The following is an 18,225-nucleotide window of genomic DNA, read 5'->3' as shown; positions in this document are numbered from 1 at the left end:
TAACATGGGGCACATGACGTGCGGATGAACCCAAAAGATCAGAGGACGCCCTGTGGCCCGATGCGGCCGATATTGCCCAAAAGCTGACGCAAGAAGCTGGTGTCGGTTACACCGCTTTCGGTCACACGACGCGACAGAGCAACCACACGTCCGTCTTCAAGGCCAAAGCGTTCGATGTTCTGCAACACACCATCGGCATCGAAAGTAATTGCCAAAACCTGACGTTCTACAACTTCTGGGCGGCGTGGCCCGAATGTGCGCACCTTGCTGCGAATATAGAAGTAGTCCCCGCCTTCTAGAACACCGCCTGCTGTTGGTGGTCCAACCACATCTTCGACCGATGCGCGTGTGTCGATGCCGACGACGAGTTCCGCAAGATCTTCCTCGGGTGGGACATATCCGTGATTGCGGAACGTGGGCGAGCATCCCGCGACACCAAGCGAGACGATCAGGGCAAGCCCTGCAGCGGATAGTGGTGTAAAGGTCGCCATCTGACCCCCCCTTGTTATAAGCCACCCCTTGCTCAGGGCGCGTGGTGCTTTTATCTCGACTTACTCAAGCTTTGGCCTTGGTTCAAGAAACGAAAGCGATCCATGTCACAGACGCCCCCTTCCACCACTGCGCTACGCGTCAGTGGTTTGGCGCAAAACGCCTCAACACCGTTCCAGGTTTTGCCGGATGCCAAAGCAATGGCAGCCTTGGCGGACGCATTGGAATTGAGCGGACTGCGCAAGTTGCGGTTCGAAGGGCAGATCAAAGCCCATGGTGCAACAGACTGGTTGCTGACCGGCACGCTTGGCGCAACGGTCACGCAGCCCTGTGCAGTGACGCTGAAGCCAGTGACCACGCGGATCGATTTGCCTGTTCGCCGTCTGTATGTGCGCGACTATGAAGAGATCGATACGCCGGAGGCAGAAATGCCAGAAGATGACGAAGTTGAACGCCTAGGCAACTGGATCGACCCCGAGACCGTCATGATCGAATCCCTGAGCCTTGCCATCCCGGATTTCCCACGGGCCGACGGTGCCGAGTTGGGTGAGATGGTGCTGACCGAACCGGGTGTTGCGCCCCTGACAGACGAAGCTGCCAAACCCTTTGCCGGTCTGGCGGATCTGAAGTCGCAGTTGAGCGACGAAAAAGACGACTGATTTGCCCTTGCGTCCCGGCCAAGGATGCGTATTTTGCCGCCCTCACGAGATTTTGGGTTGGACATGGCGTGGCGCTTTGCCTAAACGCTGCTCAACCCGCACTTGGAAGACCAAACACCCGATCCGGGACCACGAAACACCTCGCATCCGCGCACGATACGCGGCGCTGCCCGAACCAAAGGCCCACTTCAATGGCTGTACAACAGAATAAAGTGTCGAAATCGCGCCGCAACAACCGCCGCGCCCACGACAGCTTGACCCCCGCCAACCCCAACGAATGCCCCAACTGCGGTGAGCTGAAGCGCCCGCACCATGTTTGCGCGGCATGCGGTCATTACGACGACAACGAGATCGTCGCCATGACCGAAGAGGTTGATCTGGAAGACGACGCGGCCTGAGTGGCGTCACAGGCGACAAGGCAAGACAGCGCGCAATGACGGCCCCTTCCACAGACCCGGCCGACGCGGCAGCAGAGCTTGCCTTTCCCATTATTCTTTCGGTCGACACGATGGGCGGGGACATGGGCCCCGCCGCGGTCGTGTCCGGCTGTTCGACATCTGCGAAAAAGAATCCAAAGCTGGGCTTTATCCTGCATGGTCCGCGGGAAGAGCTGGAAACGCTGATTGGCCGCCGCAAAAATCTTGTGGGTCGATGCGTGATCCGTGACGCCGCGGGCGTTGTGACAATGGACGACAAACCCAGTCACGTGGTGCGCAATGGCAAGGGCACCTCGATGTGGTCCGCCATCGAATCTGTGCGCGCGGGCGATGCGGACGTGGCTGTGAGTTGCGGAAACACCGGCGCGTTGATGGCATTGTCGATGATCCGCCTGCGCAAGCTGCCGGGTGTGAACCGCCCCGCCATTGCAGTCCTGTGGCCCAGCAGGAACCCGCAAGGCTTCAACGTGATGCTGGACGTAGGCGCAGATGTGCGCGCCGACGCAGATGATTTGCTGCGCTATGCTCTGATGGGGGCGTCCTATGCCCGGAATGGCATGGACCTGCCCCGTCCTCGAATCGGCCTGTTAAACGTAGGTACGGAGGAACATAAGGGCCGCGCGGAGCTGAAAGAGGCATACGAACTGATTGGTGCACAGGCCGATGCCGCAGAGTTTGATTTCGTGGGCTTTGTCGAAGGTGGTGACATTCAGGGCGAGGTTGCAGATGTGATCGTCACGGATGGTTTTACCGGAAACGTCGCCATCAAGACCGGCGAAGGCACGGCCAGCCTGATCGGTGATCTTCTGCGGGAAGCGTTCAAGTTCACCCCCCTGTCGCGCCTGGCCTATCTGCTGGCCTTTACGTCGATGCGACGGCTGCGCAAACGCATTGATCCGCGCCGTGTAAATGGCGGTGTTTTCCTTGGTTTGAACGGAACGGTTGTCAAATCGCACGGCGGAGCAGATGCTACGGGTGTTTCGGCGGCCATAAAACTGGCGGCCCAATTGTCCGAACAAGGCTTTAACGACAAGCTCGCCGCCCGGGTCGCCCGGGCCACGCAGCGAGCAGAGGAGAGCAATAGATGACGCTTCGTGCGGTGGTCCGTGGCGTGGGGCATTACCTGCCCGAACGCGTGGTCGAGAATGCCGAATTCGAGGCAACGCTCGACACATCCGATGAATGGATTCGATCCCGTTCGGGGATCGAGCGGCGCCATTTTGCAACCGAAGACGACACGACATCGTCCATGGCAACAGCAGCGGCGCAAGCGGCACTCGCGGATGCGGGACTGCAACCGGATGACATTGACGCCATTATACTGGCCACATCAACGGCAGACCTGACCTTTCCGTCCGCTGCAACGATGGTGCAAGACAAGCTTGGGATGACCGGTGGTTTTGCCTTCGATGTTCAGGCTGTGTGTGCCGGCTTTGTCTATGCCCTGTCGAATGCGAATGCGCTGATCGTGTCGGGCCAGGCCAAACGGGTCATGGTCATCGGAGCGGAAACGTTTTCCAAGATCATGGACTGGACCGATCGCAGTACCTGTGTGCTCTTTGGTGATGGTGCAGGCGCTTTGGTTCTTGAAGCCCATGAAGGCGGCGGCACCGCGGCGGATCGTGGCATTCTGGCAACCGATCTGAACTCAGATGGTCGGCACCGTGACCTGCTTTACGTCGATGGCGGTGTGAGCACCGGCACAAGCGGCTATCTGCGGATGCAGGGGAACCAGGTGTTCCGTCATGCGGTGGAAAAACTGGCGTCAACGGCGGAAACAGCCATGGAACGCGCAGGTGTAACGGCGGATGAGGTCGACTGGATCGTGCCGCATCAGGCCAATATCCGCATCATCCAAGGCACGGCCAAGAAGATGGGGATCGCAATGGACCGCGTCGTCGTGACGGTTCAGGACCACGGCAACACCTCCGCGGCGTCCATTCCGTTGGCTCTGTCGGTCGGTCGTGCGAGCGGTCAGATCAAGGATGGCGACCTGATCGTGACCGAAGCTATCGGCGGTGGGCTGGCTTGGGGCGCTGTTGTGCTGCGCTGGTAGCGCGGCCCTTCCGCCATACGCGTCACCGCGACGACACCCGCAGCGCTTGAGGGCGAACACCAAGCGTACCTCGAAACGTATCTGCTAAAGTCTGCTTGTTCTCGAGACCGGTGACAAATGCGATTTCATTGAGGTTGAAGCGGGTATCGATCAGAAGTCGCACGGCCAAGTCCACGCGCATCCATGTCAGGAAATGCATGGGAGGCATCCCCGCACGCGCCTCGAACGCACGGCGGAATGCGTGACGGCCCATGGGGCTGAGCTTGTGTAGCATATCTTCTGTGATACGTTCACCGATACGCGCGCGCATCCACGTAACGATCCGCTCATATGATTTTTCGCTTAGCGCCTGATTTCGGCGTGCAAGTGCCTGCCCGCCGCGGCCCTCGTTACAAGGATCAGCGGCTGGTGGGATGGTGAGAATAGTCGGAACATCTTTGAGTACGGCAGCATGATGCGGCACGGTTTCTCCTCCCGGCATGTAATCATAGGTTGAATCTACATCAAATCTTGTGACCAGTCTTTCGTGATTTGGTGACAGTTTTTTCACGCGATGCATTTTCCGCGGATTTTCGCCTATTCTCCGAATACGTTGCCGTTTGGTCGGGTGATCGTTGTGCCAACCAGCGGAAATGCAGAAAAAGCCGGCCAGACCGGCCATAAAACGTACATCCGGTGTCGTGGCCAAGGTCTTGATATTGACTCGGAATTTCTCCGCGCCCTATGCTTTGCCAAAGGGGAGAACTTATGACTGACAAGACATTGACGCGCATGGATTTGAGTGAAGCCGTTTTCCGCGAGGTGGGACTGTCACGAAATGAAAGCGCACAGCTGGTGGAAAGCGTCCTGGATCACATGTCGGACGCGCTTGTGCGCGGCGAACAGGTCAAGATTTCATCCTTTGGTACTTTTTCAGTTCGGAACAAATCTGCACGTGTTGGTCGCAACCCCAAAACCGGTGAAGAAGTGCCCATCAACCCGCGCCGTGTCCTGACCTTTCGCCCCTCGCATCTGATGAAAGATCGCGTGGCCGTAGGCAACAAGTCCTGAACAGATGGCCAAGTCCGCGGACGCCTTTCGCACGATTTCGGAAGTTGCCGAGTGGTTGGGCGTTCAGACCCATGTTCTGCGCTTTTGGGAAAGTAAGTTCACCCAAGTCAAACCCGTAAAACGCGCAGGCGGCCGACGGTACTATCGCCCAAGCGATATGTTGCTTTTGGGTGGCATTCGCAAACTGCTGCATGACGATGGCCTGACCATCAAGGGCGTTCAAAAAATCCTGCGCGAAGAAGGTATGGCGTACGTCGCCGATCTGTCCCCTCCGCTTGATGCGGAAACAGACGCCCAGTTGGACGCAGATCTGGCAGCACGCATCGACGAGGATGTAACTCCGCCGCCTGTTGAGGCTGATGTATTGCCCTTTGAGTCCACTCAGGACCCTGCACCAGCGTATGTTGCGACGGACCAGACATCGGATGATGACGACGTTGCCGATGTTGACAAACCGGAAGCGGCGGCAACGGATGCGCCTTTGCCCTCCTTTTTGCGCACTCAAGCACCTGAAGCCGGTGCCGAGGCCTCTGATGCCGATGATAAACCCGGTCTCCCCTACCCGCCACTGGTCGAGGATGCACCCGCGCAGGATGAGGAGCAGGCGAACGCTGATGCGCCTGCCCTGACCGACGACGTCGCGGAGCCTGCGCCTGAAGAACAGGTTTTGACGCCTGAATCCGAAGCTGCGAAATCAGATGATGCCGATGTGCCAGCTGAGGCTGAGGCTGCGAAGCTGAATTCTGCTGAGACACAAACAGAGGATGAAGCAACTGAAGACACGGAAGCGGAGCCCGCAGCTACGTTGCCGTCATTTCTGTCTGACTATGCGGAACCGGCCACAGCGGACGAAGATTCTGTTGTCGCGCAAGCGGAGGAAGCAGAGCCTATTGCCGCAACTCCGAAGCCCAAGATTGTCAACGTGCCCGACGATCCCGACCCAGAGACCATTCTGGCTGCCCCATCGGCACTGAGCAAGGCAGCGGGCCTGACACATCTGAGCGATGCGCAGCGCAATATGATCCGCCCCCTTTTGACACAGCTGACCGCATTGCGCGACCAGATGGCAAGCAACCGGCGCGACCCGCGCTAAGAAGAACGCAAACCTCGTGCAATTCCCCCCTTGCCCCCGGCCAGAAATCGGGTATGACACCCCACACGTCGGGCTATGGCGCAGCCTGGTAGCGCGTCCGTCTGGGGGACGGAAGGTCGCAGGTTCGAGTCCTGCTAGCCCGACCACTAAACACCGCCCCGGCGCTACGGGGTCACTGGCCGCAGGCCCCGCAACACGACACGAGGGGGCGATATGATCGGCGTACTTCCCGACATGGAACTGAAAGCGATGATGGATCGCGGTGAGATTGCCGCAGACCCAGCCGTGATTGATGCACAGGTCCAACCCGCTAGCCTTGATTTGCGTTTGGGTACCGTCGCCTATCGCGTGCGTGCATCCTTCCTTGCAGGCCATGGTGCGCGCGTCAGTGACCGGCTGGCTGAATTCCAGATGCACGAGGTCAATCTGTCCGGCGGCGCTGTACTGGAAAAGGGCTGCGTCTATGTCGTGCCCTTGATGGAAGCGCTGGACCTGCCCGACGAGGTGCAGGCGGTGGCCAATGCCAAAAGCTCGACCGGGCGCTTGGACCTGCTGACCCGGACGATCACTGATGGCGGCACCGAGTTTGACCGCATTCCACCGGGCTACACCGGCCCACTCTATGCCGAGATTTGCCCGCGCTCGTTTTCCGTTCTTGTCCGGCCCGGCATGCGCTTGAACCAGATCCGCTTTCGCGCAGGGCAAGCGGTGCTGAGCGATGGCGAGCTCAGCAAGCTGCACGATGATATGCCATTGGTGAACGGGCCCGCAGTCATTGACGAGGGTTTGGGCTTTTCCGTGGATTTGCGTCTGCCGGACACAACACTGGTGGGATACCGGGCCAAGCCGCACACAGGTGTAATCGATCTGGACAATATCGGCCATTATGACCCCGCCGAGTTCTGGGAAGAGGTGCACGCGCGGGACGGTCATATCATCCTCGATCCTGGCGCATTTTACATCTTGGTTAGCCGTGAGGCAGTCCACATCCCGCCCGACTACGCTGCCGAAATGGCCCCCTACCTGGCCATGGTGGGCGAGTTTCGCGTGCACTATGCCGGTTTCTTCGATCCCGGCTTCGGGCACGATGCAGCAGGCGGTACCGGTTCACGCGGCGTACTTGAAGTGCGCTGTCACGAGGCGCCTTTTGTCCTTGAGCATGGGCAGATTGTCGGACGCCTGATCTACGAGCGGATGGCGGCGCAGCCTGCGCAGCTCTATGGCGCGGGCATTGCCTCGAACTACCAAGGCCAGGGCCTGAAACTATCCAAGCACTTTGCTGCGCCCAACACCTAGCTGCCGTCTGCGGGCTCCGCTGGCGGTTCACCGTTCTGCGGGGTCGGAGGATCTGGCTTGAAGATACGCTTGCCTGCCGATTGGATGGAGGCAAAGGCATCCTCGGCCATGAAGCCGGACAGGAATGCGATGAAGGCCACGGTATAGGGGCTGAGTTCGACATCGTTGGCAGGCCCACTGCCTTGTGTCAGGGCCAGCATGCCAGCGCCGGAAAACAGGAAGATGGCAATGGCGGCGGCAATCCCCTCGCCCACGTTCACGAAAAGCCGTGACAGAGTCAGTGTGTCTGCTTCTTTCGACGAATAGTAGCGACGTGAGAAGGCAACGACCGTGCCCAGCCCCCCGGATGCAATGGTCACAATCAAGGTCAGGAAGATGGTGGGAAAACTGACAAAGCGCATCAGGATGTCGGGAAAGATTGGAAAGTTCAGCGACAGTGCCGACAAGCGCGCGCGCGCAGGATCACCCGGCCCCAACGTATCCTGCAGTGCGAGTATCTGATTGTTGTGGCCGGTCCAACGTTGCCGCAGCTCGTCAATCTGGGCCTGCATCGCCTCCTTCTCGGCTTTGATGACCAGCGAAGCACTGTTTGCCGTTTCCACTGCGTCGGACAAAAGATCCAGCGTCACAAATGTCTGGTCATGTAGCGCGGTGAACCTATCCGTAGTGTCCAGATCGACATCGCTCTTTTCAAGCCCATCGTCCAGCGTCCGCATCAAGGTCCGCAACTGTAACTCCGCCGTCTTGGCACGCAGGGTCGGTTCCGCCGTTGACACGGTGCTGTGCAAGGTTTCGAGCGTGGTGTCATAGACAAGCCGCTGGGGTCCAGCCAATGCAAACTGGTATTCTGACAGCTTGCCAAGGGTTGCGTCCACCTCGGCTCGCAAGGTCGATTTGGCAACGGCGATTGCGCCAAAGGAACGGCTGTGTCTGGCCTCGATATCCGACATCTTGGCGGCGTGAAGCTGAATGTCCCGCGTGACACCCGTCTTTGCCCGTTCCAAATCCTGTTCACGCTTGATGATGAAAAGCAGATTGTCGATGTCCGACACCAACGCTCGGCTTTCCTGCGTGGCCGTTTGCGCGACAGGCTCAGCCTGCCAAGCTGTGCGATAGATGTAGCTGCCAAAGCCAATCGTGACGAACAGCACGAAAATGACGTACAGCCCGATGACTGTGACGCCCAATGAAACTGAAGATACAAAAATGCTGGGCTTGCTATGTGCCATAATGAGTTCCCCCCAGAACAATGAGAGTTACGCTACGGCACTGAATTTATGCAATCAACGGTGGTTTTCCCCACCTTCACGCACGGTCTGACAACTATTGGACTATTTTCGTTCCGCTTTTGCAGCTTGCCGTGCCTGACGCGCTGCACGTCGCGCACGCCGTTGTTCCCGCACTTCAGCCTGCGTCGGGCCGTCGTGATCGTCCAGTTGAGGCTGCTGCGGCGGTGCCGACTGCCGACCGCGCGTTGCGCGGTTTACGCCAGCATCAATACCCCTGTTGATTGCCTTGCGCATGATGATCCGCATGATCATGTTGATGATCTGATTTACATTCATGGGACTGCTCCGCCCTGTTCGCCTTGGTCCAATATAACGACAAATACGTCGAATTTCAGATCGAATCTTTTTTCAGTCTTCAAAAAGCTCGGACTGACCCTCTTCGCTTTCGTCTTCCGGATCGGTCTCGGGGCCCGGAAGTGTTCCGGGCGGCGGGCGATTCTCCAGCAGGCCAGCGGCACGCAATTCCTTGAGGCCGGGCAGATCGCGGGCGTTTTCCAGACCGAAATGATCCAGGAAGGATTGGGTGACAACAAAGGTCACAGGCCGTCCGGGGGTCATCTTGCGCCGCCCAAAGCGTATCCATTCCAGTTCAAGCAGCTGATCGACGGTGCCGCGGCTCACGCTGACGCCGCGGATCTCTTCGATCTCAGCCCGGGTCACGGGTTGGTGGTAAGCGATGATGGCCAGCGTCTCGATTGCGGCTCGTGACAGTTTGCGCGTCTCAACCGTTTCCTTTTGCATCAGGAATCCAAGATCGGCGGCTGTGCGGATTGCCCACGCATCACCGACCTTCATGACCTGCACACCACGCCCCTCATAGCGCTTGCGCAGATAGACCAATGCTTCTGCCGCGTCGCAACCATGCGGCATACGGGCCTCCAACTCGCGCGTAGTGACGGGTTCTGCTGTCGCAAAGAGAATGGCTTCGACCATCCGCTCCTGCTCGGCCATGGGCGGGGCCTCGAACAAGCTTTCTTCTTGATCTTCAGTTTCTTCTGTCACGTTGTTCATCTCTCTTGCGCAGCTGAATGGGCGCGAATGTCTCGGACTGCCGGATTTCCAGATGCCCTTCCTTCACCAGTTCCAAGCTGGCGGCAAAGGTGGCGGCCGTCGCGGATCGGCGTTTGACCGGGTCCATCTCCCAGCCCTCGGGCAGATAGGACAGGATGTCGGTCCAGTCACCGGCAAAACCGATAAGGCCGCGCATCCGGTCCAACGCCTGTTCCATGGTGAATACGGCGTCGCGGTCCATGACAAATGGCCGGAATTCGTCGCGCGTGCGGATACGGGCATAGCCCTGCATCAAGTCCAACAACGTGGCGGTGTACGTCACTTTGCGCACCCGTGTCACCATCTCGGACTGGCCCCGGGCAAAGAAATCGCGCCCCAACTGGTCCCGCGCCATCAGTCGGGCCGCAGAGTCGCGCATCGCCTGCAGGCGTTCGAGCTGGAACGCAAGATGTGCTGCCAGTTCCTCGCCCGATGGCCCCTCTTCTGTGGGATCAGGCGGCAAGAGCAGGCGAGACTTCAGGAACGCGAGCCAGGCGGCCATCACCAGGTAATCTGCGGCCAGTTCCAGCCGCAACTGCTTTGCCTTCTCGACAAACGCAAGATACTGGCGAGCAAGTTGAAGCACAGAGATTTTGCGTAGGTCGACCTTTTGCGTGCGGCTGAGCGTCAGAAGCAGATCAAGTGGCCCCTCAAAGCCATCGACATCGACAATCAGCGCCTCCGCTGCAAGGCGGTCGGCGACCGAAATGCGGTCTTCCTCGAATGTATCTTCAGCCATGCCCCACGCTTTTATCTGCCCCGCTCAAAAGCGCCTCAAGTTCGGCGTTGAGCTCGGCAATGTCAATGTCGTCGGGGGTCTGACGCGCCGCCAAAGCAGCCTCGGCCCGTGTTTGGGCGGCTTCCGTCATTTGACCGGCAGCATTAGCCGATGCAATACGGTCGGAAAGCGGCGCATTACAGTGCAAAACCACATCGCAGCCCGCATCCAATGCGCGACGCGCAATCTGATCAGGTGCTCCTTTCAGCGCCTTCATTCCGATGTCGTCCGTCATGATCAGCCCGTCGAAGCCGATGTCAGAGCGGATCAGGGCCATGGTGTCTTCAGATAGTGTCGCTGGCGCTTCATCCACAGCCTCGTAGACAACATGCGCGGTCATCCCCATGGGCAAGTCTTTGAGCGATCGAAACGGGGCGAAATCCGTCTCGCGCAGGGTGTCGAGGCTGACATCCACGCGCGGCAGATCATAATGGCTGTCCAGATCGGTGCGGCCATGCCCCGGCATATGCTTTACAACGGGCAGAACACCGCCATCCAGATGCCCTTGCGCGGCGGCACGGCCCAAGGCCGCGATATCGCCCGGTGACGTTCCATAGCAGCGGTTGCGCAGGAAATCGTGGGTTTCCTTGACCACAAGATCAACCATCGGCGCACAGTTGCTGTCTATGCTGAGCGCTTTAAGCTCATGCGCTATATGCCTGTATCGCAAGTACATTGCGCGCTCGGCGTCATCTCCGGCGGCTTGTACGAAATCCAGAGGCGGCAACCATTCGGTCCAGGTTGGGCCACGCATCCGCTGCACGCGCCCACCTTCTTGATCAATGGTGATGATCGCGTCGCGCCCCACCGCGTCCCGAAACTCGGAACACAGGCCGTAAACCTGGTCGGGTGTATCGATATTGCGGGCAAACAGTATGAAACCGAACGGATCGGCATCGCGAAAGAATGCCTTTTCATCCTTGGTGAGACGCAAACCATCCGCATCGAGGATGGTCGCGCCGAAATTGCTCATCGTGTGACCACCGGGATGCAGTCCGCGCCTTCAGCGACAAGCGCCGAACAGAAGCGGCGGGCATCACTGAGATCGGCAAAGCCATGGGCGCGCAAGCGGTAGAAGGTGCGGCCACCCGACTGTGCCTGTTGCACGATCCGGTCCTTGCCCCGCAACAGATCGCCAAAGCGCCCCTGCATCTTGTCCCATTCGGACCGCGCCACCTCTGGGCTATCGAATGCGCCAAGCTGCACCAATCGCGTCCCCGACGGTATTGATGCGGCTTCAAGATCGCTTGTTTGTGGCTCTGCGCGGACCGTGGTTGCAGGAACAACTGTCTGCGGCGCGGAAGCTGGGCGCAGTTGGGGTCGTTTGGAGGCTTTTGGCCCTGGCCCCTTTACGACCGCCGGAACCGGCGTTGGCGTTTCCGGCAGATCAGCAGTTGTTACGCTGGCCAGCACCGGCTCCACCTCAGCCGGGCTGGCTTCAATGGTCTCGGCACCGCTGGTCAGCTGTCTGACCAGATCATCAATATCACCACCGTCAAGCGCAGTCGCCACATCCACTTGAGCGGCCTCAAGGCTGGCTGCGACGTTCAGCGGTTCGGGCTGTTGCACAGGCGCCACCGTTTGAGCGGGGATCGGCTGATCTTCTTCCGTCAGATCCACGGGGCGTGGGGCCAATGTGACCTGATCCACCGGGCCAGATGCTTCGCCTGCAGCGGCCACTTCGTTCACGGCGAGGCCTGTGTTGCGTGCCAGTTGGCCGCCCGGATTTTCAGGACGCACACGCATCTCGCCTTCGGCGGCGCGGACAACCGGGATACCGGATACATCCCGCATCACCAGCTTATAGCCCCAGACCGACACCCCTGCGATTAATGCGAGGGAAACAGCGGCACCTGCGAAATTCGTAAGGTTCTTCAGTGTGTTCGAAGGTGGCGCTGATGTTCCCTGGTAAGCGTCATAGCCCCCGGGACCCGCGTCGTGGGAATAATGCATATCTGCCATCTGTAGCCTCATTGCCCGCACGGATACATGCCCGCGCAAGTCATCTTGTTGGTTGTGCCCGCCCGGTGGCGTGCCTTGGGATATGTGCCTGTGTGCCCCTATTGGCGGGACGTTAACGCAGCTCTTCGGCCGGTTTCACCCCAAGAATACCAAGGCCCGCTGCAATTACAACGGCGGAGGCACGCGCGAGCGCGATTTTTGACTGGGAGGTTGCGGCATCATCCTGCAGGAAGCGCAATTCGGGCAGTTCATTCCCCCGGTTCCACAAGCCGTGGAACACACCAGCAAGGTCGTAGAGGTAGAATGCAATGCGATGTGGTTCATTGGTCCGGGCAGCCGTTTCGACCAGTCGCGGCCATTCAGCGAGCTTGGCGGCCAGCGCCAGTTCCGCCTCGTGATCCAGCTTGGACAGGTCAGCAGCGGCCAAGGTCTTGTCATCAACCCCAACACCTGCCTCTACCGCCTTGCGCAAAACCGATTTCACCCGCGCATGCGCATATTGCACGTAGAAGACCGGGTTTTCCTTGGACTGCTCAAGAGCCGCATCCAGATCAAAGTCGAACATCGCGTCGTTCTTGCGCGTCAACATCATGAAGCGGGTCACGTCGGGGCCAACCTCGTCCACCACGTCGCGCAGGGTCACAAAGGTCCCTGCCCGCTTGGACATCTTGAATTCCTGCCCGTCCTTGAACAGTTTCACCAGTTGGGTGAGCTTGACGTCCAGCGGCACCTTGCCATCGGACAACGCACTGACCGCCGCCTTCATCCGTTTGACATAGCCACCGTGATCCGCACCAAACACGTCGATCAGCGCGTCGAAGCCGCGCTGCACCTTGTCGTAGTGATACGCGATGTCCGGCGCGAAATAGGTCCATGACCCGTCCGACTTCATCACCGGGCGGTCCACATCGTCACCATGATCCGTGGATTTGAAAAGGGTTTGCTCGCGTGGCTCCCAATCCTCGGGCTTCTTGCCTTTGGGAGGCTCCAACACACCCTCATAGATCAGGCCCTTACCACGCAAATCATCCAGCGCCGCCTCGATCCGGCCTGTGCCGTACAGCGACTTTTCGGAGTAAAAGACATCCATCTCAACCCCAAGCGCCGCAAGGTCATCCCGGATCAGGTCCATCATGGCTTCGGTTGCGAACTCCCGCACCTCGGCCAACCAGAACTGTTCGCCCTTGTCGACAAAGGCATCGCCAACCTTGTTTTTCAGCGCTTCACCAACGCCGATCAGGTAGTCGCCGGGATAGGTTCCATCCTCGAATGCAACCTTTTGCCCGTGCGCTTCGAGATACCGGAGGTAGACTGACCGGGCGAGGACATCGACCTGCGCACCGCCGTCATTGATATAATATTCGCGCGTCACATCATGGCCCGCAAAATCCAGTAGCGAGGCCAACGCATCGCCAAAGACCGCGCCGCGCGTGTGACCGACATGCAGGGGGCCTGTGGGGTTGGCCGAGACGTATTCGACATTGACCTTTTGACCGGCGCCCAGATCGGATCGACCATAATCCGTGCCGGCAGCCAGCACGGCGCCAACCACCCCCTGCCAGACCGATGGCGCAAGCCGCAGGTTCAGAAAACCGGGCCCGGCCACTTCGGCACTGGTGATGCGGTCGTCTTCCGCAAGACGCTTGGCCAAGAATTCGGCAATGTCGCGCGGCTTCATCTTGGCAGGTTTGGCCAGCACCATCGCGGCATTCGTCGCCATGTCACCATGCGCTGCATCGCGCGGCGGCTCGACCGTGACGTTGTGCGTTGCCAAATCGGCAGGCAGTTCCCCCGCCTCAGCCATGGCGGCGAGGTTGGTCAGCACAAGGGCGCGGATATCGGCAAAGAGGTTCATGAGGGGCCTATTCATTGGATGCGCGGGGTGTATCACGCGCACCCCAAGCGTCAAGCATGACTACCCGATCAGACGGGCGTGTTCCTGCAGCGCAAATCGATCCGTCATGCCCGAAATATAGTCGGACACGCTGCGGGCCAGCGCCACCTCATCCCGTGCATCCACGTTGCGGCGCCATTCAGAAGGCAGCAGGTCAGGCTTGGACAGGAACAGCGGGAACAGATCGTTGATAATGCACGTCACTTCTTCGCGCTTCACCATGACCGAAGGTGCGCGGTACATGTTGGTGAACAGGAACGTTCGGATCTGTTGCAAATCTGCCCAAAGCGTATTTGAAAAGCGGACCACGGGGCGGCCAAAGTGGCGGATATCCTCGACCGACTGCGCACCGCTTTCAGCGAGCAATGTCCGAGACGTATCGACCACATCCGTTACCATGGCGGCAAAGACACGGCGCAGCCCTTCATGGCGCCGCCGCATCGGATCAAGATCGGGGTGCATCGCGTCTACTTCGGCAAAGGCTGCGCCAATCATGGGCAGGTGGCAGATGTCAGCCTCGTCAAAAAGACCCGCACGCAGACCATCATGCAGGTCATGGTTGTTGTACGCGATGTCATCAGACAGCGCCGCAACCTGTGCTTCCGCACTCGCATGGGTGCCAAGTTCAAGGTCGTGTTCGGAATCGTATTCGGCCAGCGCATAGGGCAGATCACCCGTGACCGGACCATTATGTTTTGCAATACCTTCAAGGGCTTCCCAGGTGAGGTTCAACCCATCGAAATCGGCGTAGTGGCATTCCAGCCGCGTCACGATCTTGATCGCCTGAGCGTTGTGATCGAAGCCGCCAAAGGGGGCCATAAGTGACTGCAGCGCATCCTCACCTGTATGGCCAAAGGGGGGATGGCCCAGATCATGTGCCAGCGCCACGGCCTCGGTCAGGCAATCATTCAGACCCAAGGCGCCTGCAATTGTACGTGCGACCTGTGCCACTTCGATGGAATGGGTCAAGCGCGTACGGTAATAGTCACCCTCGTGCTCGACAAAGACTTGCGTCTTGTGTTTGAGCCGCCGAAAGGCCGAGGCATGAATGATCCTGTCCCGATCGCGCTGGAACGGCGAGCGGAATGACATCTCTTCCTCCGGCCAGCGCCGTCCCCGGACACGGTCAGGATCAGAAGCATATGCGGCTGGCATTTCCGGTGATCCTTGTCGCCTGTTCCTGTCGCGCATATATTGCAGATGCAGCACGAAGAAAACCGTCCGGAGCAGATGCAATGCAATTGCCACCCAAAGTCACCGAACGCGCATTTGAGCGCCTGGCCGAGATCGGCGCAGCCGATCAGGGACAGGCCCTGCGTGTGGCCGTTGAAGGTGGGGGGTGTTCCGGCTTCCAATACGAGATTGCTTTGGACGACCCCAAGGATGACGACCTTGTTCTGGAGGGCGCGGGTCAAAAGGTTGTCGTGGACAGCATCAGCCTGCCCTTCCTTGCCAATGCAGTCATCGATTTCTCCGAAGAACTGATCGGTGCCCGTTTCGTGATCGAGAACCCAAACGCCACCAGTTCTTGCGGGTGCGGTACGTCCTTCTCCATGTAGCCTTCAAGCGCGCGCGAACAGTTCGAAAAACGGCTCGAACTGTGCGGTCGACGCTATGGTCGTTTCCAGGACTAACCCTGCATCGTCATCCAGAAGATCAAAGATATAGTCGCACATTTGCCCCCAATCGCAGCTGCGCGTCTCGGATGTAGCAAGCAGAGCCGCAGATACTGCGCGCAATGCGCTGGGTTGTTCGATCCTTTGCTGAAAGACCGCCCGCCCTTGGGGCAGCGGGCATCCGGTGCCATCTAAGCCAAGAGCCTGCACCGCCCAGGATGCGACAAGGTATTCGTGATAATCGTCTGATGCTGTCCCGGATGGGTCTTCTACAACCCTGAATCCGGAAATCGACCTGCGCACGGCTTCCACCCAAATGGCATTCGGTGCTTTTCCAGCCTGCCGTAATGCGACACAGACCTCGGCCAGTAAGTCGATGTTTTGATCCAGATACGCCAAAATCCCCACATATTCGAGACTTTGCAGCGTCGCGGCATCCAAACATGGGTCGCGGCGCCCGTATTCGGACAGATAAAAAACGATGTGCGTCAGCTCATACGCGGCCTTCTTGTTGGGCAGCGCAAATGTTTCGGGTCGGGCAATAAACCCGCGCAAGCGGTCATCCAGCCCGGGATCGGCGGCAGTGCAATCCACACCGCGGCGGGCCAGCAAACGCCGTGCTTCGGCGCGCTGTAAATCACTAAGCTCAGCCTCCGGCAAATGTTGATGCGCAACCCAATGACACAGACCCTCCATCTGCGTTCCGGGCAGGCCGAGGTCTTCGAGGTCCATGCCTATGGACAAGAGGAATCGGTAGTACTGCGGAAAAAACTGCAGTCGCTCGGACAGCGTCTTGTAAAAATCCTGATGAGGTAGCAACGCCTCAACACCAACTTTGGTGCCTGTACACTCCAGAATGCCAAGAAGCTCTGCATTCTCTTTCAGCCAGAACACATCATCCGGGTGTCGACGGTGCGTTGCAAAAAGTTCGATCAATCCGCCCGCGCGTTCGGTCAGGCGTTGTCGGCGCGGCGGGACGTGAAGCTCAATGACATTTGACATATTTGTCGTGCCCCTTTGTGTGTTGTCTTGTCGTCCCGCCGCCCGAGGTCAGGACCCTGAAGAGAACAGATTTGTCAGTTCACCCTGCATGACCGCGCCTGTCCGAGCAGGCGCACTGCTGGTCGAAAAAAGTTCGACGCCGTCGCCAGCCGCAGTTTCACGCGCAGCCGGTGCACTGCTTGTTGAAAACATCTCGACCCCGTCACCGGCAACGACATCCCGTGCGGTCGGTGCACTGCTGGTCGAGAACATATGAACCCCGTCGCCCATCAGTGTGTCCCGCGCCGTTGGCGCGCTGCTGGTCGAGAACATTTCAACCCCTTCACCAGAGTGCAGGCCACTGATTGAAGTGGTGTCCAGAGCGACGTTTGTTTTGCGTTGAGCCGTCATAGCAGCTTCCCCTTTTCATCTTTTGGTTGTGGTGCCCCAAGCGTTGCCCGTTAAAGGAGATTTGCAAAAGGAAATTTCTTGCTAGAAGCGAGTGGATCAAGGGTTATCCACATAAGGAAAAGCATAGAAGCGTTTGCACGCCCCCGGCTTCAGCCCAGAACATTTTTGGAACAAATTTTCTTATCCACAGCCCTGTTTTTGCTGTGATTTTCCTGTATTGCGCTCAGCAATATTCAAAGATTACCCCGAATCGATTAGTTAAGAAATAGTTAATTTAGGGGATCTGCACCCGTTATCATCGGGTCTTGCTCAGAGCGATTGGATGCGCGACACCGGAAGAGCAGCGCAAACGGGGGCAAACATGAAAATCGCAACCTTCAACATAAACGGCATCAAGGCCCGTATCGAAGCTCTCCCCCGATGGCTGGATGCAGCGAACCCGGATGTTGTGCTGTTGCAAGAGATCAAATCGGTCGACGAAAACTTTCCACGCGAGCTGTTCGAGGATCGCGGATATAACGTCGAAACACACGGTCAAAAGTCGTTTAATGGCGTGGCCATCCTGTCGAAACTGCCGCTTGAGGACGTGACACGTGGTCTGCCCGGTGACGCAGACGACGAACAGGCCAGATATATTGAGGCGACCGTCGTGGGCGACACTCAGGCCGTGCGCCTGTGCGGACTGTACCTGCCCAATGGCAATCCGGTGCCTGGACCAAAATATGACTATAAACTGGCCTGGATGGAACGGCTGCGGCAGCGCGCGATTGCCCTGATGGCCGAAGAGACGCCCTTCCTCATGGCCGGAGACTACAACATCATCCCGCAGGCCGAAGATGCCAAGCGACCGGATGCATGGCGCGAGGACGCGCTGTTCCGCCTCGAAAGCCGCACCGCCTTCCGGCGCTTGCTGAACCTTGGACTGACCGAAGCCTTCCGTGCGCGTAGCTTTGGCCCCGGGCATTATTCATTCTGGGACTACCAGGCTGGCGCGTGGAACAAGGATGACGGTATCCGCATCGACCATTTCCTGCTCAGCCCGAACTGCGCCGACCTGATGATGGACTGTCAGATCGACAAGGCGGTGCGGGGCGAGGAAAAGCCATCGGATCACGTCCCGGTATGGGTTGACCTGGCGGCCTGACATCGCGCCGCCAACAGCGC

General features: G+C 58.7%; 21 protein-coding genes and 1 tRNA gene. 10 read left to right on the top strand and 12 right to left on the bottom strand.

What is annotated here, in order from left to right:
• Positions 1 to 38 precede the first annotated feature (38 nt).
• Entirely contained in the window at positions 39 to 491 is a 453-nt protein-coding gene (gene bamE, locus Q1A51_RS09075; protein ID WP_299552814.1) for an outer membrane protein assembly factor BamE, read from the bottom strand.
• A 102-nt stretch (positions 492 to 593) separates the two neighbouring features.
• On the opposite strand from bamE, the gene Q1A51_RS09070 reads away from it, so the two are divergent.
• The 4 genes from Q1A51_RS09070 to Q1A51_RS09055 all read left to right on the top strand — a co-directional run bounded on the left by Q1A51_RS09070 (position 594) and on the right by Q1A51_RS09055 (position 3,641).
• On the top strand, positions 594 to 1,148 hold the full coding sequence (locus tag Q1A51_RS09070; RefSeq protein ID WP_299597095.1) for a DUF177 domain-containing protein: 555 nt from the start codon (positions 594 to 596) through the stop codon (positions 1,146 to 1,148).
• Between the two features lie 191 nt (positions 1,149 to 1,339).
• Entirely contained in the window at positions 1,340 to 1,546 is a 207-nt protein-coding gene (gene rpmF / locus Q1A51_RS09065) for a 50S ribosomal protein L32 (protein WP_189370522.1), read from the top strand.
• A gap of 35 nt (positions 1,547 to 1,581) precedes the next feature.
• Complete coding sequence (gene plsX, locus Q1A51_RS09060; RefSeq protein WP_299199736.1) at positions 1,582 to 2,673, top strand: phosphate acyltransferase PlsX; 1,092 nt, start codon at positions 1,582 to 1,584, stop codon at positions 2,671 to 2,673.
• Positions 2,670 to 3,641, top strand: a complete 972-nt coding sequence (locus Q1A51_RS09055; RefSeq protein WP_299199749.1) for a beta-ketoacyl-ACP synthase III — start codon at positions 2,670 to 2,672, stop codon at positions 3,639 to 3,641. Before plsX ends, Q1A51_RS09055 begins: the two co-directional genes overlap by 4 nt.
• 22 nt (positions 3,642 to 3,663) lie before the next feature.
• On the opposite strand, the gene Q1A51_RS09050 is transcribed toward Q1A51_RS09055, so the two are convergent.
• Positions 3,664 to 4,104 carry an AraC family transcriptional regulator gene (locus Q1A51_RS09050; protein ID WP_299597101.1) on the bottom strand — a complete coding sequence of 147 codons (441 nt, stop codon included), beginning with the start codon at positions 4,102 to 4,104 and terminating at the stop codon, positions 3,664 to 3,666.
• A gap of 284 nt (positions 4,105 to 4,388) precedes the next feature.
• Here Q1A51_RS09050 and ihfA point away from each other — a divergent pair, with 284 nt between their 5' ends.
• The 4 genes from ihfA to Q1A51_RS09030 all read left to right on the top strand — a co-directional run bounded on the left by ihfA (position 4,389) and on the right by Q1A51_RS09030 (position 7,080).
• Positions 4,389 to 4,691 (top strand): integration host factor subunit alpha, encoded by a 303-nt coding sequence (ihfA, locus tag Q1A51_RS09045; RefSeq protein WP_299597104.1) that lies wholly within the window; start codon positions 4,389 to 4,391, stop codon positions 4,689 to 4,691.
• A gap of 4 nt (positions 4,692 to 4,695) precedes the next feature.
• Positions 4,696 to 5,784 carry a MerR family transcriptional regulator gene (locus Q1A51_RS09040; protein WP_299597107.1) on the top strand — a complete coding sequence of 363 codons (1,089 nt, stop codon included), beginning with the start codon at positions 4,696 to 4,698 and terminating at the stop codon, positions 5,782 to 5,784.
• Positions 5,785 to 5,853: 69 nt separating this feature from the next.
• Positions 5,854 to 5,930 (top strand) — tRNA-Pro (locus Q1A51_RS09035).
• 67 nt (positions 5,931 to 5,997) lie between these two features.
• A complete protein-coding gene (locus Q1A51_RS09030; protein WP_299597110.1) occupies positions 5,998 to 7,080 on the top strand; it encodes a 2'-deoxycytidine 5'-triphosphate deaminase in 1,083 nt (360 codons plus the stop codon).
• Here the strand turns inward: Q1A51_RS09030 and Q1A51_RS09025 are convergent.
• The 8 genes from Q1A51_RS09025 to Q1A51_RS08990 form a co-directional block, all read right to left on the bottom strand.
• Positions 7,077 to 8,309, bottom strand: a complete 1,233-nt coding sequence (locus tag Q1A51_RS09025; RefSeq protein WP_299597113.1) for a hypothetical protein — start codon at positions 8,307 to 8,309, stop codon at positions 7,077 to 7,079. The genes Q1A51_RS09030 and Q1A51_RS09025 overlap by 4 nt on opposite strands.
• Positions 8,310 to 8,411: 102 nt before the next feature.
• Complete coding sequence (locus tag Q1A51_RS09020) at positions 8,412 to 8,645, bottom strand: hypothetical protein (protein ID WP_299597116.1); 234 nt, start codon at positions 8,643 to 8,645, stop codon at positions 8,412 to 8,414.
• Between the two features lie 72 nt (positions 8,646 to 8,717).
• Positions 8,718 to 9,380 (bottom strand): SMC-Scp complex subunit ScpB, encoded by a 663-nt coding sequence (gene scpB / locus Q1A51_RS09015; RefSeq protein WP_299597119.1) that lies wholly within the window; start codon positions 9,378 to 9,380, stop codon positions 8,718 to 8,720.
• Positions 9,355 to 10,158, bottom strand: coding sequence for a ScpA family protein (locus Q1A51_RS09010; RefSeq protein ID WP_299597122.1), 804 nt, complete (start codon positions 10,156 to 10,158; stop codon positions 9,355 to 9,357). Before Q1A51_RS09010 ends, scpB begins: the two co-directional genes overlap by 26 nt.
• A complete protein-coding gene (nagZ, locus tag Q1A51_RS09005; protein ID WP_299597125.1) occupies positions 10,151 to 11,170 on the bottom strand; it encodes a beta-N-acetylhexosaminidase in 1,020 nt (339 codons plus the stop codon). Before nagZ ends, Q1A51_RS09010 begins: the two co-directional genes overlap by 8 nt.
• Entirely contained in the window at positions 11,167 to 12,159 is a 993-nt protein-coding gene (locus Q1A51_RS09000; protein ID WP_299597128.1) for an SPOR domain-containing protein, read from the bottom strand. The genes nagZ and Q1A51_RS09000 overlap by 4 nt, the downstream gene beginning before the upstream one ends.
• Before the next feature lie 112 nt (positions 12,160 to 12,271).
• The gene (gene argS / locus Q1A51_RS08995) at positions 12,272 to 14,014 is read right to left on the bottom strand and encodes an arginine--tRNA ligase (RefSeq protein ID WP_299597131.1); all 1,743 of its coding nucleotides are present in this window, start codon (positions 14,012 to 14,014) and stop codon (positions 12,272 to 12,274) included.
• A gap of 60 nt (positions 14,015 to 14,074) precedes the next feature.
• Positions 14,075 to 15,208, bottom strand: coding sequence for a deoxyguanosinetriphosphate triphosphohydrolase (locus Q1A51_RS08990; RefSeq protein ID WP_299597134.1), 1,134 nt, complete (start codon positions 15,206 to 15,208; stop codon positions 14,075 to 14,077).
• An 80-nt stretch (positions 15,209 to 15,288) separates the two neighbouring features.
• Here Q1A51_RS08990 and Q1A51_RS08985 point away from each other — a divergent pair, with 80 nt between their 5' ends.
• Positions 15,289 to 15,612 carry an iron-sulfur cluster assembly accessory protein gene (locus Q1A51_RS08985; RefSeq protein ID WP_189370509.1) on the top strand — a complete coding sequence of 108 codons (324 nt, stop codon included), beginning with the start codon at positions 15,289 to 15,291 and terminating at the stop codon, positions 15,610 to 15,612.
• Positions 15,613 to 15,615: 3 nt separating this feature from the next.
• Here the strand turns inward: Q1A51_RS08985 and Q1A51_RS08980 are convergent, their stop codons facing one another.
• On the bottom strand, positions 15,616 to 16,671 hold the full coding sequence (locus tag Q1A51_RS08980; protein WP_299597138.1) for a hypothetical protein: 1,056 nt from the start codon (positions 16,669 to 16,671) through the stop codon (positions 15,616 to 15,618).
• 48 nt (positions 16,672 to 16,719) lie between these two features.
• A complete protein-coding gene (locus tag Q1A51_RS08975; RefSeq protein ID WP_299597141.1) occupies positions 16,720 to 17,061 on the bottom strand; it encodes a DUF6749 domain-containing protein in 342 nt (113 codons plus the stop codon).
• A 361-nt stretch (positions 17,062 to 17,422) separates the two neighbouring features.
• Between Q1A51_RS08975 and xth the strand changes: the two genes are divergently transcribed.
• The gene (gene xth, locus Q1A51_RS08970) at positions 17,423 to 18,205 is read left to right on the top strand and encodes an exodeoxyribonuclease III (RefSeq protein WP_299597144.1); all 783 of its coding nucleotides are present in this window, start codon (positions 17,423 to 17,425) and stop codon (positions 18,203 to 18,205) included.
• The last annotated feature ends 20 nt before the right edge of the window (positions 18,206 to 18,225 follow it).

Source organism: uncultured Tateyamaria sp. (assembly GCF_947496075.1).
Classification (GTDB): Bacteria; Pseudomonadota; Alphaproteobacteria; order Rhodobacterales; family Rhodobacteraceae; genus Tateyamaria.
Note: the sequence above shows the minus strand (reverse complement) of the source record. Positions and strands in the feature narration are given on the sequence as shown.